This window comes from Lactococcus ileimucosae, from assembly GCF_943193185.1.
Lineage (GTDB): Bacteria > Bacillota > Bacilli > Lactobacillales > Streptococcaceae > Lactococcus > Lactococcus ileimucosae.
On record NZ_CALPDE010000028.1, the window covers coordinates 1 to 23027 of the forward strand.

Annotated in this window: 21 protein-coding genes and 2 pseudogenes; 3 read left to right on the plus strand and 20 right to left on the minus strand. The window is 33.5% G+C overall.

The annotated features are described in order from the left end of the window. Positions 1 to 74: 74 nt before the first annotated feature. A pseudogene (locus tag NFR51_RS09720) lies at positions 75 to 332 on the minus strand (IS982-like element ISLgar3 family transposase); the annotation flags it as partial. Between the two features lie 267 nt (positions 333 to 599). Between NFR51_RS09720 and NFR51_RS09725 the strand changes: the two are divergent. Beyond that, entirely contained in the window at positions 600 to 1220 is a 621-nt protein-coding gene (locus NFR51_RS09725) for a CPBP family intramembrane glutamic endopeptidase (protein ID WP_251423830.1), read from the plus strand. A 1094-nt stretch (positions 1221 to 2314) separates the two neighbouring features. Here the strand turns inward: NFR51_RS09725 and NFR51_RS09730 are convergent. From NFR51_RS09730 to NFR51_RS09765, 8 genes are all read right to left on the minus strand, one after another. Next, positions 2315 to 2635, minus strand: a complete 321-nt coding sequence (locus tag NFR51_RS09730) for a type II toxin-antitoxin system RelE/ParE family toxin (RefSeq protein ID WP_251423834.1) — start codon at positions 2633 to 2635, stop codon at positions 2315 to 2317. Next, positions 2628 to 2882 carry a prevent-host-death protein gene (locus NFR51_RS09735; RefSeq protein WP_251423837.1) on the minus strand — a complete coding sequence of 85 codons (255 nt, stop codon included), beginning with the start codon at positions 2880 to 2882 and terminating at the stop codon, positions 2628 to 2630. Before NFR51_RS09735 ends, NFR51_RS09730 begins: the two co-directional genes overlap by 8 nt. A gap of 97 nt (positions 2883 to 2979) precedes the next feature. Beyond that, a complete protein-coding gene (locus tag NFR51_RS09740) occupies positions 2980 to 3543 on the minus strand; it encodes a recombinase family protein (protein ID WP_251423840.1) in 564 nt (187 codons plus the stop codon). A 595-nt stretch (positions 3544 to 4138) separates the two neighbouring features. Next, complete coding sequence (locus tag NFR51_RS09745) at positions 4139 to 4513, minus strand: ArsC/Spx/MgsR family protein (RefSeq protein ID WP_251713474.1); 375 nt, start codon at positions 4511 to 4513, stop codon at positions 4139 to 4141. Between the two features lie 256 nt (positions 4514 to 4769). After that, positions 4770 to 5306 carry an Asp23/Gls24 family envelope stress response protein gene (locus NFR51_RS09750; RefSeq protein WP_369918411.1) on the minus strand — a complete coding sequence of 179 codons (537 nt, stop codon included), beginning with the start codon at positions 5304 to 5306 and terminating at the stop codon, positions 4770 to 4772. A gap of 24 nt (positions 5307 to 5330) precedes the next feature. Beyond that, complete coding sequence (locus tag NFR51_RS09755; protein WP_251423859.1) at positions 5331 to 5519, minus strand: DUF2273 domain-containing protein; 189 nt, start codon at positions 5517 to 5519, stop codon at positions 5331 to 5333. A 9-nt stretch (positions 5520 to 5528) separates the two neighbouring features. Continuing rightward, complete coding sequence (gene amaP, locus NFR51_RS09760; protein WP_251713475.1) at positions 5529 to 6089, minus strand: alkaline shock response membrane anchor protein AmaP; 561 nt, start codon at positions 6087 to 6089, stop codon at positions 5529 to 5531. 26 nt (positions 6090 to 6115) lie between these two features. Further along, positions 6116 to 6355, minus strand: coding sequence for a GlsB/YeaQ/YmgE family stress response membrane protein (locus tag NFR51_RS09765; RefSeq protein WP_251423865.1), 240 nt, complete (start codon positions 6353 to 6355; stop codon positions 6116 to 6118). Positions 6356 to 7098: 743 nt separating this feature from the next. Here NFR51_RS09765 and NFR51_RS10780 point away from each other — a divergent pair. Together NFR51_RS10780 and NFR51_RS09770 are read left to right on the plus strand one after the other, a co-directional pair. After that, entirely contained in the window at positions 7099 to 7230 is a 132-nt protein-coding gene (locus NFR51_RS10780; protein WP_277613164.1) for a hypothetical protein, read from the plus strand. A 483-nt stretch (positions 7231 to 7713) separates the two neighbouring features. After that, positions 7714 to 7842, plus strand: a pseudogene (locus NFR51_RS09770) (recombinase family protein); the annotation flags it as partial. Between the two features lie 367 nt (positions 7843 to 8209). On the opposite strand, the gene NFR51_RS09775 reads toward NFR51_RS09770, so the two are convergent. From NFR51_RS09775 to NFR51_RS09820, 11 genes are all read right to left on the minus strand, one after another. Next, entirely contained in the window at positions 8210 to 8302 is a 93-nt protein-coding gene (locus NFR51_RS09775) for a type I toxin-antitoxin system Fst family toxin (RefSeq protein WP_134798165.1), read from the minus strand. 316 nt (positions 8303 to 8618) lie between these two features. Further along, positions 8619 to 8720 carry a putative holin-like toxin gene (locus NFR51_RS10875; RefSeq protein WP_143467465.1) on the minus strand — a complete coding sequence of 34 codons (102 nt, stop codon included), beginning with the start codon at positions 8718 to 8720 and terminating at the stop codon, positions 8619 to 8621. 164 nt (positions 8721 to 8884) lie between these two features. Next, a complete protein-coding gene (locus NFR51_RS09780) occupies positions 8885 to 9259 on the minus strand; it encodes an ArsC/Spx/MgsR family protein (RefSeq protein ID WP_251713476.1) in 375 nt (124 codons plus the stop codon). Positions 9260 to 9705: 446 nt separating this feature from the next. Continuing rightward, positions 9706 to 10128: a hypothetical protein gene (locus tag NFR51_RS09785; protein ID WP_251713477.1), complete on the minus strand. Its 423-nt coding sequence runs from the start codon at positions 10126 to 10128 to the stop codon at positions 9706 to 9708. Positions 10129 to 10142: 14 nt separating this feature from the next. Then, positions 10143 to 10520, minus strand: a complete 378-nt coding sequence (locus NFR51_RS09790; protein ID WP_251713478.1) for a hypothetical protein — start codon at positions 10518 to 10520, stop codon at positions 10143 to 10145. After that, positions 10507 to 12036, minus strand: coding sequence for a relaxase/mobilization nuclease domain-containing protein (locus NFR51_RS09795; protein ID WP_251713479.1), 1530 nt, complete (start codon positions 12034 to 12036; stop codon positions 10507 to 10509). The genes NFR51_RS09790 and NFR51_RS09795 overlap by 14 nt, the downstream gene beginning before the upstream one ends. Continuing rightward, entirely contained in the window at positions 12036 to 12431 is a 396-nt protein-coding gene (locus tag NFR51_RS09800) for a plasmid mobilization protein (RefSeq protein ID WP_251713480.1), read from the minus strand. The genes NFR51_RS09795 and NFR51_RS09800 overlap by 1 nt, the downstream gene beginning before the upstream one ends. A gap of 217 nt (positions 12432 to 12648) precedes the next feature. Next, positions 12649 to 12909, minus strand: coding sequence for a hypothetical protein (locus NFR51_RS09805; protein WP_251713481.1), 261 nt, complete (start codon positions 12907 to 12909; stop codon positions 12649 to 12651). Between the two features lie 61 nt (positions 12910 to 12970). After that, positions 12971 to 15679 carry a toprim domain-containing protein gene (locus NFR51_RS09810; protein WP_251713482.1) on the minus strand — a complete coding sequence of 903 codons (2709 nt, stop codon included), beginning with the start codon at positions 15677 to 15679 and terminating at the stop codon, positions 12971 to 12973. A 54-nt stretch (positions 15680 to 15733) separates the two neighbouring features. After that, positions 15734 to 16129, minus strand: a complete 396-nt coding sequence (locus NFR51_RS09815) for a hypothetical protein (protein ID WP_251713483.1) — start codon at positions 16127 to 16129, stop codon at positions 15734 to 15736. A 20-nt stretch (positions 16130 to 16149) separates the two neighbouring features. Further along, a complete protein-coding gene (locus NFR51_RS09820; protein WP_251713484.1) occupies positions 16150 to 22851 on the minus strand; it encodes a helicase-like domain-containing protein in 6702 nt (2233 codons plus the stop codon). Positions 22852 to 23027: the final 176 nt, after the last annotated feature.

Sequence of the window (23027 nt, forward strand, 5' to 3'; positions counted from 1 at the left end):
AGTCCTTTCTTTTTTGTGTCTTCTTAGACAGATTATAACACACTAATTTGTGTCTACTTTTATAGTATAGCTCCATTATTTATAGTTCTGTAAAATCGAGTTTCGCTGGGAAAATCATCCTCAAACATTGAACTGGACAGACGATAAATCCCAATGAGGGTTGAACAAGAGTGAAGTAATCCAAACAAATAACAGGCTAAAATGACTTCATCAGACTGTTTAGCAAGATGAATATTTTTCCGATTTTTAACTTCATTCGGTGCAAATGTTTTATAAAGGTCACTCACTCGTTTGAGTAATTCGTTGAAAGGTGTGATAAAATTATTTTGCATCTCTTGATCGATTCCTAACTTAAAGTATTGAGTCACTTAAGTTTATCGTATTGGGAGATGTTTTTTATTTATCGCAAATTTCAACTATCAAGTTGGGTATATTGATGAGCATAGATTAAATTGCGAGTTAATGAAACAAAAATATAAGAGGTGGTGCTGAAATAGGGAGGTTTTCTCAACACTAACGAATGCAGAAGTTAATCGATGAAATAAGATATATTTGGTATAATGATTTTATAAATAATGTGTATTTAAGAGGAAATAAAAATGAACCAATTTATCAATCAATTGATTGCAGCAATTTTTCAAGTGATATTATTTGGAGTTATTCCATTTTTGTGGTGGTTAATCTCTAGGAAATCAGCTCAATGTTCGTTACTGGATTTCCTGGGGTTGAAAAAAATGACAACAGAAAATAACTCGAAATTATTCCTATCCTGTTTAGCTTCTCTAATTGGATTTATTATTGTAGGTTATTTTTCGCTTAAATCAATTTCTGATTTATCAGTTTTAGCTAATAGTAAATTTACTAATATTTCTATTTGGAGCACTCTCTCTATTATCTTATATGCATTTGTTCAAACTGCATTATCTGAAGAAGTATTTTTTCGCGGTTTTCTTGCGAAAAGATTGATACATAAATTCAACTATAGATCGGGAAACTTTATACAAGCAATATTATTTGGTTTAACCCATATCCTCATGTTGACTAGCCAAGATTTAACTCTTACGATTCTGATTTTTATAGGAATTATGACTGGCTCAATTGGATATAGCCTTTGTTATATAGACGAAAAATTAGCAGGAGGATCGATTATCCCAAGTTGGATAATTCATGGTTTAACTAATGTTTTCAGTACTCTATTTATCATTTTTTTACTTGGTTAATCACACGATACTAGTACCCTTAGAGAACAATAAATACGCCTAGAGTATTTTTTTACTCAAAGCTTATTTATATCTAAAATTATTCAAAAAGAACATTCTTTTAAACTGGGACACAATTATATTATCTATAAGAAAAACTATAAATATCTCAACATACGAGAATTTTGATCACAGCATAGTTATAAAAGTAACTATAATTCCAATTACTTTTATAATGCCTTTTATTGTCACAATCAAAAATACATGATATAATAAAGGTAAAGAAAAAGGACTTGCAGTAACAAGTCCCTTGTAGCCGAGTAAAAGTCAGTGGTAGTATTTAGTTCAAGAACCGTTAACTAACCAAAGTTGAGACGGTTCTTATTTTTTTGTGTTTTTTTCAATCAACAAGATGACAAACGTAAGCAAACTAATTAGGAAACTACAAATTGCAGTCACTAACATTGCTACAGCCATCATAAGAGTGCTCCTTTCTGTTGGATTTTGTACTTATATTCATAAGCATCCCCCACTTTCAAGAGCCACCGTCTATTAAACTTCTACCCTACTGTTATACCAAAAAGAAGTAAGGTATCTATTATAGTAAGTAGTAATTGTTAAGCTTTAGAAGGGCATTGTATATGGTAGATGTCTTATGATAAGCTGTTGATATTTATCAGTAATAGTTTGGTTTTTCGGAAAGATATTAAAAGTTATAAATAAAAAGTACTTAGCGGGGCTTTATTAGCTCTGATTCAAGTACTTTCTATTTATAATCATATTTGTATGAGCTTGTGTGCATACACATATTTTTATTTAGTTTTTAATCCCACCAACTCACGTTGTTTACGATTGGATTCATCTGCAAAGAACTTAAACACCAACCGTTTTTACTTCCTTAGCTGTTGCATTGTTGGTAAGTTGGCTTAAACTTGTATCATATTTTTTAACTATTTGTTTTACTTTTTGTTGGTTCGTCATTAGTTTTTTCCTTGAAATCAGCGAATTATTTACGTGTTGTTGTACTCATTTCTTTCACCTTCTGTATATATCCAGCAGATCAATTTCGTATAACAGATACAAACGGACTTTTTAACATAAGTTCGTTTCTATTCTTAAATATGTTTAAGAATAGTATTCATCCAATTAGATTTTGCGGGCAGCAATCTTAGTACGTAGACTTCTGAATCTACAACCTCATAAAATAAGATGTAATCCTCAATCACATTATATTTTACATTGGTATCAATACCAATTCTTAAGGACAAATTTGAGCCAATCTTTGGAGAAATTTCCAATTTCTTAATGAAAGTAGCCACTTCTTTAGAAAATTTAGATACATTGCTTTTATAAGTTCCTAAACTTTCCTTATAAAAAATAGCTTCTTTGGTATCCCTATATACTTGTTCTGCAATAACAACAGCATACTTACTCAAACTTTATACCCAACCTCTCAGCAAATTCATCAGGATTTGAGCTTCTTTCTGCTTTTAAGCTATGATAACCTTGTTGCAATTCTTCTAAAAGTCTAACTGTTGCTTTTGTTTTTTCCCATTCTCTAAAATCGACTACTGCATATTTTGCAGTGCCATTTTTTGTTAAAATCACTTGTGACCCTTGAGAAACATCACTTAAAGTTTGATTATAGTATCTCATTTCTGATACAGGAACTATGTTTTCCATTTCGCACCTCCTTTTTAAGTATAATTTTACTTAATTTGATTTTAACATATCTACTTCACAATTTCCAAGGTTATGATATTTTATAAAAGTGTAATGATTATTTTTTATAAATTCTATTTATGTATCTATATATTGTTGTTCGAGACACACCCCAAGATTCAGCTATATTTTTGATCGGTGTTCCACTCTCTACAAGTGTTTTAAGTAGTGCTATATCTTTCTCAGTAAATTTCTCAGGACGGCCACCTAGTCGTCCTCTTGCACGTGCTGCTTCTCTTCCTGCTGCAGAACGTTCAAGAATAAGATTACGTTCAAACTCTGCAAATGCTGCGAACAAATGGAACATAAGCTGTCCAGTAGAGCTTGATTTATCCATTGTGATATTTTCTTGCAAACTATGGAAACTCACTCCTTTATCGTTTAATGAATTAACTATACTGATTAAGTCCTCCATATTTCTTCCCAATCGGTCTAATCGCCAAACGACTATTGTATCACCAGGACGAGAAAATTCTATTGCTGATTTTAAACCAGGTCTATCTTTTTTACTCCCAGACATATGATCAGTAAATATTTTCTCACAACCATATTTTTTAAGACTATCTCTTTGTAAATCTAAATTTTGTAGACCAGTTGAAACTCGTGCATATCCAATATTCAAATTTCTACACCTCCGTTAGTTTGATTGTACCATAACTTAAAATAATATATATAAATGAACATAGATTAAGTTATGAGTTAATGAACACAAAAACTAACAGAATTTGATGAATTTTGTAGAGAATAAATAAGTGTTCAGAAAATGACCATTTTCTGAACACGTTTTTTTAAAAATATTTTTAAACAAAAAAATAGAAAAAAAATAAAAAAATAGAAAATCATTGAAAAATATATAAAAAAATTTTATAATGGATATAAAGAAAAAAAGGACTTGCTTCCAACAAGTCCCACGTAGCCGTTTAAAGAACGGTAGCAAGTTTTATATCAAAATTATGACCTATCGCCTGCTAAGTTGAACGGTCATTTTTTTGTGTTTGAAATTCTTAATACCAGGCCCGCAAAAGCGATCGCAAGCATTAATGCTTCGTAAACAGACAAAAATTTATCGCCTTTCTTGTTTTGTGAGGACTCGCCACTAAAAACCATGGCATCACCTCCAATCTAGGCTACCGTTCATAAACTCTACACAGATATTATAACAAAAACTATACTAATTTTCAGAAATAAATCAACCAGTAGAGCGGTTTTGGGAGCGGTTAAAGTCTGCGACGTCGATATTCTTTTGGGAGAAATTGTCGTATTTCATCCTCATTGTATCCGATGAGAAGTTTGTTATCTCCCATAATAATTGGAGTTTGAAATATGTCAGGGTGTGCTATTAAAAAATCTAGACTCTCATTAAAAGAGAGACCCATAATATGGTCGAGTGATTTTTGAACCGCCTTACCACTCCTATCTGAACTTTTCAATATTTCCTTTAGCCCTTCATTTGAAAATGAAAGCAATTGGATGAGCTCTTTCTTGTCTAGCCTACTGACTCTTTTTTTCTCCACGTGAATATCATATTTTTCAAACCAGGAAAAGGCTCGCCTGGAAGAACCACAGCTTCCTCTATAATAAATTTTTATCATTTTCTTATCCTTTGATATTCATTGTATCATAAGTCCGATGTAGCCGGATAAAATTCGGTGGCAGTAATCAGTTCAAGAACCGTTAACTCGCCAAAGCTAGACGGTTCTTATTTTTTTGTGTGTTTTCAATCAACAAAACGATAAACGTAAGCAAACTAATTAGTACACCACAAGACGAAATAAAAAAGTCATTAAAATTACTCTAACGACTTTCCCAATTGGATATATATCATGCATAATGTAGCCATTAAGCTTATTATTTTACTCTTCCTTGTTCAGGTGTTGCATCATCAACTTTATCTACTACTTTGTCAACTTGTTTTGAAGCAAACTTTCCTGTACTTTGAACAGCATCAGTAACACGATCTTGAACAGTTATTTCGTCTTTTTTCTGTTGCTCTTTTGTCTTGATATCTGTAACCGTCACATTAACTTCAACGACATCCAAGTCGGTCATATTTGCAACTTCTTTACAAATGACATCTTTGATTTGATTATAAATCTCAGGAACATTTTTACGATATTCAACGATTACTTTTAAATCTACAGCAACTTGAGTTTTTCCGACTTCAACATCAACTCCTGAAGTGACATCCTCGTTATTAACTAGTTTTCCTGTTAAGTTGGAGAAGAACCCCCCTTCAATGGAGAGAAGCCCATCAATGTTTTCTAGTGCTAGTCCCACAATTTTTTGAATGACTTTATCTTCATAAGTCAATTCACCTTTGATATTATGATCGTTTTTATCTTTTTCTGCCATTGTTCCAAATGATTTCATGTTTTCTTGTACCATTAACTTCTCCTTTTTAATCATAATTTATTTTCGATTTTTTAGTTGTTCAATGATTCCTGTCTTTTTTAAAAATAAACCAGCCATTACACCTAGACTTATTAAAATTAAAAGCAGAATCATTTTCCAGAATCCAATTGTGAAGATGGCAATGGCTATTATACCGCCGATAATGCCTCCGATAATTGGATATCGATATCTTTCCAGATAATCCATTGACACCTCCTATAATACACGTGAGCGCTTTGAATTCGTTTCTTTATCTATTGCATTAACCTCAACTTTTATTTTTAGAGGTTGCTCTAGCCCAAAGAAAACTTTTAAGTAATCAACTATTTCTTGTTCCAATAATTGAGCTTTCTTCGTAACTTCTACTCGAGGAATGATGTCTCCCTTTACATCAATATCTATTCTATTCTTATGTAGAACTACATTGATGCGAGGCAATTTTAGATAATCATTTTTAATGACTTTTTCACGGACAAGCCCTTCTATAGCAGAACGTTTTAAAGTAAGCTTTCCACTCTGAGTTGAGAGTTTAATGTCTACATATGTTCGAGGATAAAAGATAATGATAATCAAAGCCAAAATTAAGACAAAGGCTAAGATAACATTTCCCCAAAATAAATAAGCTGGTACATATTCTCCAATATAGAGAAGTTGACTTGAAGAACTCGTCATGTCATTATACTCGACTAGATTGTAGTAATCCCATGTTGTTGGTACTACAATAGAAAGTAGAAGAATATCAAGGACTATACATATAAATTTCTTTCCAGGTGACACAGATCCTCCTTTCTAGATTCTTTAACTCAGTGACTTATTTTTGATAGTATGAGAGAGACTACAGCAACTACAATTACTGCACCAATAATCGAAGGAATAAGTGCCATCCCTGCTAAGGAAGGTCCCCAACTTCCCAGGAGCGCTTGACCAACTGCAGATCCTACAAGTCCTGCGAGTATATTGGCAATCCAACCCATAGAGCCTCCCTTAGTGATGACTCCTGCGATTAAACCAATAATGGCTCCAACAATTAACGACCAAATCATAAAACACCTCTTTCTAGTATGACATTATATCCAATTTATTAATAATTTAACATAAACATATAATCATTTCAAACATTTAGATTATTTTTTTATAATTAAAATTTAAAAAATATTTAATTTAGGCGTTTTCTATAAAGAACAGATACTCAATATACTTTTAACAATATTTGCTTACACTCAATTGTTTTATTTAGTAAAAATTTTTCACTTTCTGTGATATAATAAAAGTAGAGAAAAAAGGACTTGCTGCAAACAAGTCCCATGTAGCCGAATAAAAGTCGGTGGCAATAATCAGTTCAAGAACCGTTAACCTGCCAAAGTCAGACGGTTCTTATTTTTTTGTGATTTTTTCAAGGTGGTCAAGAAGTATCATGATGAAGAGAAGATTAACATTTATATTCTCCTATGAATTTGCTGTCAATGTTTTTTTATTATAAATGTTCAAAAAAATCTACCTTTATATATAGCTAAATTCTAGCTTATTGTAAGCTATTTATCAGATAGAGAAAACAGAACAGTTATAAACAAATATAAAAATATACTTAGATACTTGTCTATTTGTTTAAAAGGAAATTTGCTTTGTATGGTTGCTGTGATATAATATTGGATATGGAGTGGACAGTTCGCTACTATGAAGCTCCTGATAAGTTTTACAGAGTAAATATGGGGACTATTCTCTCAATTAAACTGAAGACAGGAGGTATAGAGTCCCATGTCTATTACTGTAAAGGAAGAGTTTCGTGATGATTACGATAGCTTGTGCTATTGCGATTATACTTGGTGCATTAAGTAAGTTTTACATTGCATATGGGAAATATAAAATTTCTTGTGCAAAAGCTTACTACATCAAAAAAAGTGCAAACCATAAAAGGTAAGCACTAATTATACGAATCTCTGAAGACTTATCAAGCGATAGGAACGGCAATTCCTGTCGCTTTTTTCTATTCCATTATATCATATTGATAATCTATGTCAAATTAGCTATTTAAATTTAATGTGTCCAATAGGGTATACTTTAATGACTTAATATAGTCTCTCATGTAATAGGGGTTATCAAAGGTTAACAATATTGGTCATTGATTTATTTAGAATGATAACAGAATAAATTTACACTCAAGAGATGTGAACGAATGTTAGAGTATAGGATTTTGTTATAATATTAGCTATGGACATGGCATAATTGGAGAAAAGTCTCTCCAGTTTCTCGTTCAGTACAAACTGTTGATCCGGAGATAGCAGACAAGAAAGTTGCTACTACAGCAAATCCAATGGCTTTAAAAGAGACAACAAAACTGTCATTAGATTTGGCAACACTTGGAGAATATAAAACAAATCTCAAAGAGTTTAGACGTCCTTAAAAATTTACTGAAGAACAAATTGCTTTTGCTTTTGAACTAAAGAAGCAGGGTATGACTTATAAGATGATAGAGCGGAAAACTGGGATTAGTATTGCGACTCAAAAAAGAAGATTTAATAAATTAAGGTGACTTACGATATAATATAATTAAAGGGATAGTTTAATATTGAAATACTATAATAAGATCTTTTCTTGAATTTGGTATGAGTAGTGATTTGTCGAAGAGAGCAAAAACATTACAAGAATTAAAAAATAAATTTTCATTAACAAATTGGGAAAATTAATTCTAAATATTCTTTATGAGCAACAAAATCTTACTATTTAGATAAAACTAAAAGATTGACAAGAAAAAATAAAGTGTTATAATGAAAACAACGAATAGTAGGTAAGCATTGCTCACCACTGATGCCGAGGTACTGCCAAAAAACCTCGGTTTTTTTATTTCTCTAAAAAAAAAACATCCCTCTGCCAAAGGGATGTCTGTGATAATATGGCGCTTATCGCCGGTTTTTCAACCAATCCTTGACCAACTCAAGAATTACTCCAACCACAATTGGAGCGACAACTGATACGAATAGTAGGCTAAGCATAGACTCACCTCCTTTCTAAGGCTAGATTGCATCAGAAAGGTGCGCCATTAAAAGTTGTATCATAAAAAATGACATAATTCTTTTAACAATAGTGACGAATTATTTTTCAATAATAGTAGGGTTTTACATAAATTTGATATAGGTTCTGTAAGAAAGTACCGATTGTTTTATTTAGTAACAATTTTTTACTTTCTGTGTTATAATGAAGATAAAGAAAAAAGAGCTTGCTACTAACAAGCTCCATAGAGACCGTTTAAGACGGTTGACAAGTAACTTATCTAAAAATAGAACCTTACTCTGCCAAAAGTTAGCGGTTCTATTTTTTTATGTTCTTTACAATCACAATAATGAGATTGAGCAACATAACAATGAAGCTTGCAAATGCAATCATCAAGGTTAAGCTGTCTGAAACACTCAAAAATCTAGCCTTTCCAGTTTGATAGGGAAATACCTATACTCATAGGCATCACCCCTCTTTCTATACTTAGCCAAACCGCTATAAACTTTCTCTGTAATTATTATAACAAAAAACTATCACTAATCTCAGCTAAAGACCGGTCAATTGAGCGTTTTTGTGGGCGATTAAAGTCTATGACGTCGATACTCTTTTGGAAGAAATTGTCGTATTTCATCCTCATTGTATCCGATGAGAAGTTTATTATCCCCCATGATAATTGGAGTTTGAAGTATCTCTGGGTGTGCAATTAAAAAGTCAAGGGACTCATTAAAAGAGAGACCCATAACACGATCAATTAATTCTTGAACGCCTTTACTGCTCCTTCCCGCACTTTTCAATATCTCCTTAAGTCCTTCATTTGAAAGTGAAAGTAGTTCGATTAGCTCTTTTTTGTCTAGTTTGCTGATTCGTTTCTTCTCTACATGAATATTATATTTTTCAAACCAAGCAAAGGCACGCTTGGAAGAAAAACAGCTTCCTCTATAGTAAATTCTTATCATTTTTTATCCCTTGCTTAAATATATTCATTGTATCATAGGACCTGTAAGAAAGCATAAATTGTTTTATTTAGTAACATTTTTTCACTTTCTGTGATATAATAAAAATAAATAAAAAAGGACTTGCTTCCAACAAGTCCCATGTAGCCGAATAAAAGTCGGTGGCAGAATTAACTTCTAAGAACCGTTAACTCGCCAAAGTCAGACGGTTCTTATTTTTTTGTGATTTTTTCAATCAACAAAACGATAAACGTAAGCAAACTTATTAGGAAACTACAAACTGCAGTCACTAACATTGCCACATCCATCTTAAGAATGCTCCTTTCTGCTGGATTTCATACTTACTTTCATAAGCACCACCACCTTTCAAGAGCCACCGTCTATTAAACTTCTACATTAATATTATAACAAAAAAAGCCTTCACAAGTCCTAAGACCTGTGAAGACTTTTTAATCTTTGAGTACTTTAGAAACTTTAGTAAGCAATCTTTTTAAAGCATGTATGTGCGCCTTGAGTTCTTCCAATGTGTTCAAGTGGATTGGGGGGATGCAAATGAGATATTTAGGTTCTAGATCTTCGATAGGCTCGATATGTAGTGAGAATGGAGAGCCATAAAAGATTGAGAGAACTCTCTGCAGCTCAGCCAATTCCTCTACACAAAACCCTACTTCTCTTTTTTCCAAAAACAAAGAGCCATCTGTTTTCATGTGGACATCAATGATATTAATATCCAAATGTCCTGGAATTATATTTAAATCAATATAATACGTAAATAAATCATTGAGAGAGTGTTCATGACAAAGTTCTAACTCTCCGTAATACGAGAGCTTTTCTTCAAGTTCTTGTTTTATTTTTTCAAAATTTTTATTCATATCTTTCATTCTCCTTAAATTCTTTGCGAGACAATTTTTTTAAGCAACTGACTAGGGTCTTCTCCTGAAGGAATGTGCCAAATTGTTTCAATAAAGGAAGGTCCATTTTCTTTTTGTTGAAGCTCAAGTATAAAAAAATCTCCAACCTTAGATTCTGATAAATCAAGGTGGCCATTTTTGGGCATGTATTGGGAAGAAGAATTTCTAAAAGTGAGAAATTTCCCATTTCCAAAAAAACCAGAATGCAGATCAAAATAAGTAAGTAAGCTCATATTTTTGCCCCATTCTTTAAATACGAGTTGGCCTAAACAAAACCCTTTTTCATGTAGGGAGGAGTACTCCCAATATGGAAAACCAAAGGCTTTGGTCTGTTCAAAATTATCGTTTTGCATGAGGTTGATTTTTCCTTTCTTCTCGTTTTCTATCTTGAACTTGACTGAACTGTTGAATATTGTCATAGAGTTCTAGGTCATCCGTAATTTTTTTATAGGATTTTTGTAGTTCCTCTCTTTCTTTTTGAAGATTTTGTAGTTGTTGGAGCTGCACTATATCATGAGAATTGAATTTAAAAGCATCTGTTTTTTCTTGTATAAGTTTATCCAGTTTTTCCAATGCATTTTCAATCTCTCTCATTTCCGCAATAAAATCTTCTCCCAGATGTTTGAAAGACTCACGACCGGAAATTCCATGACGGGCAAGTAAATTCATTGCATCAAATAAATTATGAATGTTATTCATGGCTTTGTTATTGAAGACAGGTACATTATTGTTTTCGTGAGAAAGCTGTGAAATGACTTGATGCCCCCATAAGACATAACTCTCAGAGGGCGCTTTAGCATCCATAAAAGCAAAACGAGAATAACTGCTGATATAAATTTCTAACTTTCCTTCCTCATTTCGATTGATTGCTGTGTAAGGAATTTTTATCGTCCCTTCACGGTGGCCCGCTTGGGCAAAAATATAAACACCTGAATCTACTTCTTGTTCCACCTGCCAGTCTTCAAGGACAAGTTTGATGTTGCTGTTCTCTTTAAAACGTTTTTGTTGTTTGTGGTATTCAGATGAAATTTCATTTAAAGCAAAAGTTTTTCCATTCTTCTTCTGATTTTGAAGACACCTCTTTTCAATACTTTCCCTTGAAAAAATTCGTAGTTCGGGATGAGTTTCCATTTTTAGCTGATCACGTTTTGAGATTAAGCTGCTGTCACGTATGGGTCTTTTTTGTTCAAAATCAGTGAGTTTGAATGTGGTATATTTTCCAGAAAAATCAATGACTACATTTAAAGCAAGAGCTTTTTTCTTAAAATCTTCCAAACTCAAAGAATGTTTTAAAAGAAAATTCAAACGACTTTTAAGTTCGGGACGTATGGGATTTTTAGCTAAATATTTTTGGTAAGAGTGATAGGAGCGTTCGTAAGGGATAACCTTTTCTTGAATGGCTCCATGTTTGAGAGAAATTTTATCAGAGAGTTCACGGGCCACTTGTAGAGTATTTTTTTTCCATCGAAAATTTTTGAAGTCCACATTTGATGTTGCGTTTAAAATGATATGATTGTGAATGTGGTCTTTGTCCACGTGTGTCGCAATAATATATTCATGTTTTCCACCAGTTAATTGCTCCACCCATTCTTTACCAATTTGATGAATTTCTTCCGGAGAGAGTCCGTCTTCAGGACGAAAAGATTGAAAGAGATGATGAGCCAGAACTTGCTTATTTTGTCGTCCTACCATTTTACGGGCTAGCAATCGTGTATATCCCATTTCAATATCCGCATAATTAAGATTAGAGATATGATACCCGCTTGTTAAAATCTGTTCATTTGTTTTCTTTGGATTGAGAATATATTTAACTGCACTTTTTAGAGCTTTTTCCGATTTTATTTGTTTTGGAACAGGGACAACGACCATCAGCTTTCCTCCAAGTCTCTCAATTTTCTGTTTATATTCACGACAATTTGTTTTTCCATTTTTTCTATTTGACTTCTCATCGACTTAACTTCTTCTTCTAAAAGATAAAAGTCCATCGCATCGATTTCATGGCTTTGATTGACATGTTTAGCAACTTGGTTAATATTATTTCCAATCCTGTTTAGCTCTGATCGCACAGCTCCAACATCACCCAAAAGAGCTTTTACATCTGCGAAATTTATATTTACAATATAGCCCCTGAGTCCCATATGAAGTAAGTAACTCGCAAGAGTTGAATATCCTGCAGCTTTCATATTGTTTAAGAGCTGTTTCTTTTCTTCGGGAGTAGCCCTAAAAAGAATTTGTTTCTTTCTTTTTCTATCAACTTCTTTCAAATTGTATTTCCTTTCTTTTGTTTTGATAAAAGAGTGAAGAGTAGGGCAAAAGACCCACCAGACCAACCTCTAAAGAGGAGAGCTTTGCTCTCGCGGGCATAGCAAGTGGCTATCCACTTGCGAAAAAATAAAAGTTCAGGATAAATCAGAATTGCACAACTGCAACTCTGACCTATCTTGACCTTTATATTGATTTGGGGAAATCCCCAAGCCCCTGTTATTTTTCAGATACATTTTTTTGAGTCTTTTTAAAATACTTGATTGCAATTTTTTTCCAGTTCTCAAAAGTATCTATATCCATATTTATCAGTTCTTCTTCAACTTTTTGCCATTCAAGACGTTCTTGTTCTTCAATCATCCCTTGAGATTCATTGAGAAAATGTTTGATTTTTTTGCTTGCGACAGGCATAGATAAATTTTCTTCATCGTCATCCATGATACGTGAAAAAATGTAAGCAATGTTCAATTCTTCTTTCATCTTTATTTGTTCCTCCTCTTATTTTAAAAACCAGCATGGAGTGCAGCAATTTCACTTTTTTTCAAATCGCTTGGACTTGTTGCACTCCCTGAACTTTTTTTCTTGAAGATTTCTCCTTTAGAAAATCTTCATGTTTTTGTTTAGCAAGAGACATTCTTTCCTGAAAACTCAAATTTTCCATCTTGTCTTTGACAGTCATCTCTGCTACTTTATGTTGGACTTTTGGTTTCAGAATCTGATGAAGTTCGTCAGAAAAGTTTTTACTATGGGTTTGAATATTTTTTAACTCTTGTTGGAGTTGAGTTATAGGAACTGATGAAATAATATTTTGAACGTCTAGCTGTGTTTCAAGGCCAACTTGTCTCAACATGATATAAGTCATGGACAGGACTTCAAGTTTCTGTAATTCAGGAGATAAATTCTTGTCAAAATATTTTTGGTAAGCTAACTCTTGAATAAGAGTTTGTAGGGCTTTCTCTGGAGGAAGTCCTTCTTGAATATAGATTGTATTTTTTTCCTTTAGATACCAGGAATTTTCAAAGTGAATGTCTTTATCATCTCTTTCTAGGGGAACAGAAGTGAAATGTATGTAAGAATTTGAGAGTGTTGAGAGTTCTTGAAAAGTTTGAATAACTTTCTCACGTGAGAGTGTGGTGGACACCTTAGGAATATAATAAGTGTCCAATTGATTTTTTTTAAAGAATTCTTCTGTCTGACTAATATCAAAAACAGAAATCAATTGTTCATTTGTTTTTGAGATAAGAGGCTGTCCTTTGTCATCCAACTTCATGTTGCCTTTTTTGTCCCACTGGGGTTGAGGTGAAAGGACAAACAATTTTAAGGCTTTGGATTTATATTTAATTTTTCGGTTATAGGCTTTTGACCAAACTTCAAATTCTTTGACAAATCTTGCATGAGGATATTGTTCAAGAAGTAAACGAATATTTTTTTCGCTTAAATCAGGCATGAAAGAAAGGGTGTCTAAAAAATTTTTAAAGTTTTTAGACTCCTTATATTTATCAAGATTTTTTTCTAGAATATTATTTACTGTCTTGGAATCACGATTTTCTAAAGCAGAAAATAAGGTACTTTCATCTGATTGAGGAGTCGTCGTGTTTGTTTTTGGATTTTCTCTTTGAACTTTTTTATCTTGACTGGCTTCAATTTGCGACCCGTCGTTTTGAATATTAAAAAGAGCAAGGTCTTCTGCTTCTCTTAATTTTTTATGCTTTTTGAATTTTTGAATTTCTTCTGGACTTGGATACTCAATATGCTCTTTTGCAAAATTGTAAGAAAGAACAAAATGATATTTTTTCAATTTTTTCTCAAGAGCATATTTGGCATCTTGGTAGTCTTCCTTTTTCTTGTCAAGAGTTAAGACACCTAGCACATCTAAGGAAAGCCTACCACTTAAATCTGTTTTCAATTCAGAAATATTTGTAGGTTCATCAAGTTCAAAAATTTGTGTGACTTGACGAGGCTTCCCTTTTTTATCTTCTCTGGTTAAAAACACTTTTATAAATTGAGTAGGACTTTCATTACGAATGGAGGGGTTACTTTTCTTTTCTGAATCAGAAACTGTTTCTGAGAAATTGGAGAAAGTGTCATGCTTATTTGGTTCAATCTCTTCTGATTTTGACTGAGAGATTCCATCTTTTTTATTTTCCAACTGAAGTTGTTCATTCCAATCTTTCCCTTTAGTAGGTAATTCAACTTTTATTTTTTGAGAAAATGAAGCATTCTCTTTTTTAAATTTTTCAATAAAGTTTCTTCCTTGAATATCATTATCGAAGGCAAATATAAATTGTCCTGTTTGATTATCACTGTTATCAATAAAAGATTGATAATTGTTTAGAAGCTGATCAGGATGCTCTATTAAATGTTTGAGTGCCCATTCCTTATTACTTTTCATTTCTTCAGAAAGTAGGGGAGAGGCAAGCATTACTTCTGCCATAGCTTTCCAATAAGCTTCAGGTTTATAACCATCCGCAGCAACCAAAATAGTATCCTTTATTCTATCTTTGTAGAGGTCATAATAAGAAATTAAGTCAATGGGGGCTTCAATGAGAACAACATTTTTGGGTGTACCAATTGAAATTTTTAGTCCACTATTGCTTCCCGAATTAGAAAGGACACGCTTTAAGTGCCCACTTTTGTGTGTATGACCTGGTATTTCTGGATGAGCCTCAATACCCTGAGCGCTCCCTCCAATGACTCTACCGTTACTGTCCAAATTTTTGAAAATAACGACTGGCTCAAAAAAATAAGAGCCATCTTCTAACTCATTTCTCCACTCAGCCTGGGCAATTACTCCTAAATTAATAAAGTGGTCAATGGTTTCTCTTGAAATTCCTCTTTCTTTTTCAAGATATTCAATTGCAAGCGTTGCATCTGTGCTTTCTTCAAAGAAGTATTTAAACTCTTTTTTCTCTGGTATTTTTCCAGGAACAAATTCAGAAAGTTCAATCTTGTTCAATTCAACAACACTTTTATGAAAGTTTGCATCAAGTTCTTCTTGGGTAGTTGCCCCAAACTTTAGAACAGAAACTAAATCTACTACACTCATTGCCTTATTTAACCCTCTACCGTGCCAGAGAAAGGTGTTTGTACTTGGATAAATAGTAAAAGTGTCGTGACCTTGGAATTCGCCTTGATAGCTGCTTCCATTTTTATTGAGGGACATCCCAAAGGCCTGTGCAACCTCTAAGATATCTTTTTTCTTAGCGTTGATTTGAAGTTGCTTTCGTGCATCATGTTTATCTTCTGACATACTTTTTCCTTTCATTGATTGTTATAGTTTGTTAACACATATGATTAAAGAACTTTATCGTCGCTTTACTTTGAAAAAATCTAACTTGTGATTTTCAATTTTTGAAGCAAACTCAGAAAATTCTTGGTAGGACATTGCGCACATCCTTTTTGTGTAACTTCGATATTTGTAATAAAAATCAAAGTGATATTTAGTCTCAAACAAAAGTTCATCAATTATATTTTCAAATTGGCTTTCATCTTTGTCTCGTGAGAATCTCAAAGTCATTGAGTAGTTTTCATTAAAATGCCAGTAAGTATAAATTAAAAACTGCTCCATTTTATCTTGGACAGTTAACTCATTATTTTCAAAAATTTCCATTTTGTTTTCTACTTCTGGATATTTTTCTATATATTCTTGAGTCATTTTAAAAAAAACTGCCCTATTCTCGTCATAAATATCATGTGCCATTTTCGTTGTCCTAAATCCTTTTATCTATTTATATTTAGAGATTTTTCATTCTCTTGTTTCTGTTCATTGAGTTCTCTGTTGTTTTCTAAGACATCACGAAGTTCGATGCAACGTGCTTTGACCTCTTGATACTCATCTTCTTTGGAGAACGTTATCTCTTTATTGTTTTCAATATAATCTATGGAAGACTTTATTCGAGTCACTTCTTCCTCAGTACGTGAGTAATCACTGGACATCCCTTCTTCAAGAAAATTATCGATACGTGTGAATATACCACTTGGAGCTCCTGGAACAACCCATACAGAATACTGGGCATTTCCTTGGACAATCAGACGTTCTTTTTCTCCATCTCCAAATTCAGGAGTATGCAAGATTTTGAAGTTCCTATATGTGGCAATATGTGTAACTTTATTTTCTTTGTCCCCTATTGCTTGGGAAAATTTATAAGATAATGTACTGTTATTAATTTGCTTTGCTAGGAATTTTGCCACGTCGATTTTTTTATCATTTTCAGTAAATTGTCTCTCACTACCTTTGTAAAACACTTTAATTGAAAAAGGAGCGTTCTTAGTTTGGGAAGCAGAGTCTAAATCTAATTTTGTGGCTGCTAAACGTTTTTCAAAGGAAGGCAAACGCTCTTTTTCCTTTTTTACTCGCTTAACATTGGCAATCTGACTATCAAAAAAACGTTCTCTTGAACGCTCTAAACTTTGGAGTTTCATTTCCATTTCCATATATTCCTGTTTTATAGGGTCAGCTTCCGCAATTGCCTTAAACTTGGCCATATTTACCTGGTCATTAGAAAGTTCTTCCATTTCACGTATTTTTGTATTACCAAGCATAATTTGATTGATTACCCTAGCTTTATTTTCCAAAGTTTGCCAGAGGTAAGCATCCATTGAACCTTTAGTGATATAGTAATGAACTTGAACTCGCTCATTTTGATTTCCTTGCCGAATAATGCGACCGTTACGTTGAGTAAGGTCTGAGGGTCTCCAAGGAAGATCAACGTGATGTGCAGCTATGAGTTTATCTTGAATATTAAGACCTGTTCCAGCCTTTCCTGTACTTCCAATTAAGATGCGACGTTTACCACTTCTCATATCTTTCATCAAAGCGTCTTTAGTTTTTTCCGTTGCATCATGAATAAAGAAAATTTCGTGCTCTGGGATACCATTTGCCATAAGCTGTTTTTTAATTTCATCGTAAACAGAAAATTGATTTAAAGAGCCGTCTGGATTGGTGCTTATACTATTGCGATGTTTTAACGGTATTGACTGGTCACAGAAAATAATTTGTGTGGAAGCTTTATCCTGTGTTTCAAAATATATTTTTGTGGTATTTTCTACAACTTGGGTAATTTTATCAGAGTCAGAATTTGAGAAATTAACATCATCTAGGATACGCATATCCAAAGCAACTTTTTTACTTTCTCCAACAATCTTTAACATATTGTCTTCATAGGGTTTCACAATACCCGACTCAATAGCTTCAGCACGTGCGAGTAGACTCTCAATGACATCATTTTGAGCTTGTGTAACTTCGCTTTCATGCGCAATGATTTCCGCATCAGGTACAGGTAAATCAAGCATATCTTGTGTTTGAATATCCCAAACACTTCGGAAAGTATTCATTAATTCAGGTACATTTCCAAATTTTGTAAATCGTCGATTAACTTTATAAGCTCCTGCGGCAGTCAATTCAAAATTATTTTCAATAATCCCAAAACTACTTACCCAGGTGTCAAAACTAGAAATTTCAAATTGATTGAGAATATCTGGTGATACGAATTGAGTCATAGTGTAAAGTTCAACGACTGAATTAGACATAGGTGTTCCTGTCGAAAATACCACTCGTTTATTGTTATAGAGAGATTGAAGATATTCAACTTTTTGTTGCATATCCATAGCTTTTTGACTGCGTGTTGTTGAAATACCCTTTACATTGGTAAGTTGAGAAAATGGTGCAAGATTTTTGTAGCCATGTGCTTCATCCACATAAAGCATATCAATACCCAAATCTTCAAAATTGATAAATGTATCGGTATCTTTCTTTTGTAATTTTAGTATGCGTTCTTCCAAACCAGAAATTATTTTTTCAGCTTGTTTTACTGTGTATTTATTGTCACTATCAAGTTTGTCCAGATGCTCCTTTGCCTTTAGAAGTTGATTTTGAAGGTAGTTTCTTTGGTATTCTTTACTCATTGAAACTTTTTCAAACTGGGAGTCTGCAATAACAATAGCATTATACTTTCCATTTGCAATACGACTAATAAATCTCTTCCGATTTTCTTTTTTAAAATCTTCTTTATGAGCAACAAGAACTTTACTTTCAGGGAAATACTTGTTGATCTCTTTTGAAAATTGCAGGATAAGAGGTTTAGGAACAACAAAAAGTGGCTTATTTATTATCCCCAGTTCTTGCATCTTCATACATGAAGCAAGCATAGTCAGTGTCTTTCCTGACCCCACTTCATGTGCTAGACCTGCTCTTTCATCCTGAATGATGCGCATAGCCGCATTTTTTTGATGAGGTCGTAAAGTGTACTGTTTAGCTAATCCTTTGACCGTTAAGGCATGGCCGTCATACTGCTTAACAACATAGCGATTGAATTTTTCATTATAAACTTCTACAATCTTTGCACTTATTTCGGGTTGTGTAAGTACCCAAGTTTTAAAATTTTCCTGCAATTGATTCGCTTTATCTTCAAGAATCGCGCTCCCTGTCACATCAAGTATACGTTTTTTGGGGTCTTCGGGATCAGGTTTGTAACTCTTAGGTTCACGTTGATTAAGAAGTGTTGTAGCTAATTTTTCACCTGTATAATTTTTATAACCATACGTATCAGTAACTGCAAATGTATTTTTCTTGTCTAAGAAAACTTTATAGCTGTCCGTATATTCATCATATACTACTTCAGCATCTGACTCCATTACCTCAGAAAGAAATATTTCATAGACAGAGTTAGGAATAAATCTTGATCCGAATTTATAAGTAATATCAGAGAGCAACAAATCCTCAGGAATAACCTCTTGTAGAGCTTGGATATTTTTAGTCCAACTTCTATTTTCTAGGTTAAATTCTTGATTATTTTGTGCTTCAGCTAATTTCGTCTTTACATCACCAGAGAGATAGTCCTCACTCGTTACATATTCGTCATTTCCAACATAGAATATTCTGTTACCCAATTCTGCAATAATTGTTTCCTTGTCTTTGCCGTAAATATCAGACATATATTCAAAATCAATCCCGCCTTTTCTGTCCATAGAAGAAAGGAGAGCATCGTGTGCATTTTCAACAACAATGACTTCTTGTTCGGGCTGGATAGTGGGTTCAAAGAACACAGTTCCTTTAGTAAAGGTTGTTTCTTTAGTGATGTCATCTTCAATTTCTTCTTCAACAGAAGCTAAGAATTGATAGTAGTCATCTTCTCGCATGAGTTGGCGATTTTTACTTTCTGAGATATAGCCGTGTTGAGCAACAAAAGAATCATATTTATGATTAAATTTGACTCTTAATTGCTCATATTCTTCATTAGAGTAATCAGGCTTATGTTGGATATTCAAAAGAGCTTGTAGAGAATGGCGAAGGTCAATCATTTTTTCAATTGCTTCAACTTCCTTAGGAGAATAATCTACGGAGTAAAAATATTGTCGACTGACAACTTCTTCAATTTTGAGAACATTTTTTTCTTTTTCCCTGGTGTATGTATATTTGAAATCGCCTTGCGTTTCCATAGGTGAGCCATTATTCAGATTTTCAAGAACATTTTCAGGTATCTTTGGTAAATCAAAAGCACTGCCAACTCCAATAGGAATAAAGTTTGCCCAGCTATCAAAATAGCCTTGGACAGAATAGATAGGTTTATATGACACTTTTGTATCAAATATCCTCTCTTGAACTTTTTTGTAACGTTCAATCTGTCCTTTACGTGTTTCTCCTTTTTTAAGAGTCACACTTGATCGTTTCCGATGGGGTGTTACACGCTTACCGTCATAAAAAGAGGGCTTTTTACCATAGACAAAAAGTGTAAATGGTTCTACTTTGTCCACGACATCTTCAGGAAGCAAAGAATTTTCAGAAGACAAAACATTAAAGGCATCATCAACTTTATTGCCAGTATAAAAAGAAGCTTCACTTTGCTTTTCAAGGCATTCGGTCAGTCTAGGTATATAGTCTTCTTCTTCAAAATTACGTTGAACAGAGAGAACACCACCATTGAATGTTCTGATTGCAACTTGACCTAAAACAAATTCAGGCTGCTCATTAAAATAGCGATTAATAGAGACTTGATTACCCTTATCATCATTTAAAGTGTGAGTATTTATCCATAAAGGTTTAGTTTCTGGAGTGCTTGATTTTTGAAAAATCAAAATATCGCTTGTTACATCTGTACCTGCGATATTTTTAAACGCATCATTGGGTAAACGAATTGCGGATACTAAATTTGCGACTTTGGATATTTCTTCTCTAAAACGACTATCTTTTTTATCCATTGTTGCAGTGGAGGTAATCACAGCCACAAAGCCCCCTTCATGGACGAGGTCAAGGGCTTTTTTTATGAAATAATCGTGAATAGGATAGCTATTTGAATATTTTTCATCCATAATTCGCATTTGGCCAAATGGGACATTCGTTATTACAAGGTCTAATGCATTATCATTAAAATTCGTATCCTGGAATCCTTTAATTTGGATGTCACTTTTTTGTTGGAGGTTTGTAGCTATTTGACCTGTAATGCTATCCAATTCTACTCCAAATAAATCTGACTTATCTTTCAAATGTCCTGGCATCGATGCAAAAAAGTTTCCTGTTCCCATTGAAGGATCAAGTACACGGCCACCCTTGAAACCAAGATTGCTTAAATGGCTATACATTACTTGAATGACGTCAGGACTCGTATAATAAGCTGTTAAGCTTGATTGGAGCATACTGCGATACTCTTGTGGGGTTACAAGTGTCTTCAGTTCTTCACGCAGTTCTGAATACCTAGGATTACTCTCATCAAAGAAGTTATTGGCCAGACCACCCCAACCTACATATCGTGCTAGAACTTCTTGTTCTTCAGTTGTGGCTAATCTCTTTTCATCTGATAGATTTTTTAAAAGATGAATCGCAGCAATATTAGCTTTAACTTTTTCTCTTGGAGTAGTAGGATAAAATTCTGAAAGACTTTGCGAATCTGAGGGAAATTCAAAATTTGTTTTGAATTGAGTTGGTGTAATCTCTAGGGTGTTGGAATGCTCAAGCTGTGCAGGAGCTTGACTTTCCCTTTCTTCATCAAAATCAAAACCATCAAATAATGAGACTTCCTGTGCTTGTTGTGATACTTCACTTTGATTTCGTTGCTTAAGTTTATTTCCCTCTAGCCTTTGTTCTAGGTATTCTAAACCGATAGGGTTAGTAAGTCGATTGTCAGGTATATCATCACCAAAAGTATTTTTTATGAATTTACCATTTTCATAAACCAAGTATCGAGTATCTGTACTCTTATCTCGGCGCATTTCAAAAATAATTTGTTGGCTATTTTTACTATCGCTAATTTTGTGATGATAGACATCCTTATCATCAACAACAATCGTTAGCTCATCCTCACCGGTCATTAGCATAACCAAAAAATCTTCCATAGGATCAAGCTCATCACGTTTTTCTGCATTTGGAAACTGTTCCAGAAGGGAAACATCATCTGTCTCACTTCTGTCTTCTGAAAGCGTAACGTTTCTATCACGTTCGTTTTCATCTAGAATTTGTTCTGAAAGAGTAACTTCTTCAGATAAGTTTTCTTGTATTTCCTTATCTGTAATAATGTCAGCAAGGATTTTGTAGAACTCCTCCTCAAATAATGGTTGGCCTGTAAGCTGAGCCGCATTATCTTTGACTTTAAGCTCACCTCCTGGATACCAGTCCACGATAGATTGATTAAGAATACCTCCAAATTGCTCTTTCATGAGTGAAAATGCACCACCTCCAAGAGGTTTTACCTTTATATCCTCAGACAAATTCATTTTATCCCTGGCTAATTGGAGTATCTCTTGATTAGAGAGTTGATGTTCTTTTTCAGGGGCAATACTTTCATAATAAGCTTGGATATCAATATCTAAATTATTGGCATTGACAATATCCTGATACAATTCTTTATTACTTGCAAAACCATCGCCTATATCAATTCTGTTTAAAGTTGTCCTAACTTTGTAATAGCCTGGTTCAGGATGAATTTCAAGGTATACTTCATCCTGTATCATTGCTTTCAAGGTCTCTACAGTGATACTTTCGCTTTCATGGTCTTCGTTGAGAAACTTTAAAACATCATTATCTGAGCCTTCATTCCACTTAATTTGTACCGCGAGAGGTGTATCTTTATCGATGTCTTCCTTTGAATTTGTGGGAACTTTTCCATCAAATACTTCCTCAAAAAGAACACGTTCTTCCTCTGTAGCTAACGTATAATTTGCGACAGCTAAAAAACCATTACCGACCTGTCCCCATTTCTTGTAAGCTTTCCCATCTGTACTTTCAATTTCATCTAAAAGTACGTGACTAGTTTTTTCATCCGCAAGTCTAACGACTCTAAAAATTTGGTGATGTGTGTGTTTTAAAGGGTCGGTCCATTTATGACTAAGAAAATCGCCTACCTTATAGGGAAAATCACTTAAATTATACTCCACATAGCCTTTACTCTCTTTTTTTGTTTGATTGGAAAGTTGTTTGTTCTCTTCTTTCAAAACTGTAACTTTATCGTACTCACGTTTGATAAATTTCAGTAATTCGATCTTTTGTGCTTCCGTTAGTTTGTCAACAGTTGAAGTTTTAAAGACTAGAGCTTGGAGCTATACTATAAAAGTAGACACAAATTAGTGTGTTATAATCTGTCTAAGAAGACACAAAAAAGAAAGGACTT

Excerpts from the sequence above, each read along its gene's own strand:
- NFR51_RS09725 (WP_251423830.1), top strand. The coding sequence starts at position 600 with ATGAACCAATTTATCAATCAATTGATTGCAGCAATTTTTCAAGTGATA.
- NFR51_RS09735 (WP_251423837.1), bottom strand. The coding sequence starts at position 2,882 with ATGGAAAACATAGTTCCTGTATCAGAAATGAGATACTATAATCAAACT.
- NFR51_RS09745 (WP_251713474.1), bottom strand. The coding sequence starts at position 4,513 with ATGATAAAAATTTATTATAGAGGAAGCTGTGGTTCTTCCAGGCGAGCC.
- NFR51_RS09750 (WP_369918411.1), bottom strand. The coding sequence starts at position 5,306 with ATGGTACAAGAAAACATGAAATCATTTGGAACAATGGCAGAAAAAGAT.
- NFR51_RS09755 (WP_251423859.1), bottom strand. The coding sequence starts at position 5,519 with ATGGATTATCTGGAAAGATATCGATATCCAATTATCGGAGGCATTATC.
- NFR51_RS09765 (WP_251423865.1), bottom strand. The coding sequence starts at position 6,355 with ATGATTTGGTCGTTAATTGTTGGAGCCATTATTGGTTTAATCGCAGGA.
- NFR51_RS10780 (WP_277613164.1), top strand. The coding sequence starts at position 7,099 with ATGATTACGATAGCTTGTGCTATTGCGATTATACTTGGTGCATTAAGT.
- NFR51_RS09775 (WP_134798165.1), bottom strand. The coding sequence starts at position 8,302 with ATGCTTAGCCTACTATTCGTATCAGTTGTCGCTCCAATTGTGGTTGGA.
- NFR51_RS09780 (WP_251713476.1), bottom strand. The coding sequence starts at position 9,259 with ATGATAAGAATTTACTATAGAGGAAGCTGTTTTTCTTCCAAGCGTGCC.
- NFR51_RS09785 (WP_251713477.1), bottom strand. The coding sequence starts at position 10,128 with ATGAATAAAAATTTTGAAAAAATAAAACAAGAACTTGAAGAAAAGCTC.
- NFR51_RS09790 (WP_251713478.1), bottom strand. The coding sequence starts at position 10,520 with ATGCAAAACGATAATTTTGAACAGACCAAAGCCTTTGGTTTTCCATAT.
- NFR51_RS09795 (WP_251713479.1), bottom strand. The coding sequence starts at position 12,036 with ATGGTCGTTGTCCCTGTTCCAAAACAAATAAAATCGGAAAAAGCTCTA.
- NFR51_RS09805 (WP_251713481.1), bottom strand. The coding sequence starts at position 12,909 with ATGAAAGAAGAATTGAACATTGCTTACATTTTTTCACGTATCATGGAT.
- NFR51_RS09810 (WP_251713482.1), bottom strand. The coding sequence starts at position 15,679 with ATGTCAGAAGATAAACATGATGCACGAAAGCAACTTCAAATCAACGCT.
- NFR51_RS09815 (WP_251713483.1), bottom strand. The coding sequence starts at position 16,129 with ATGGCACATGATATTTATGACGAGAATAGGGCAGTTTTTTTTAAAATG.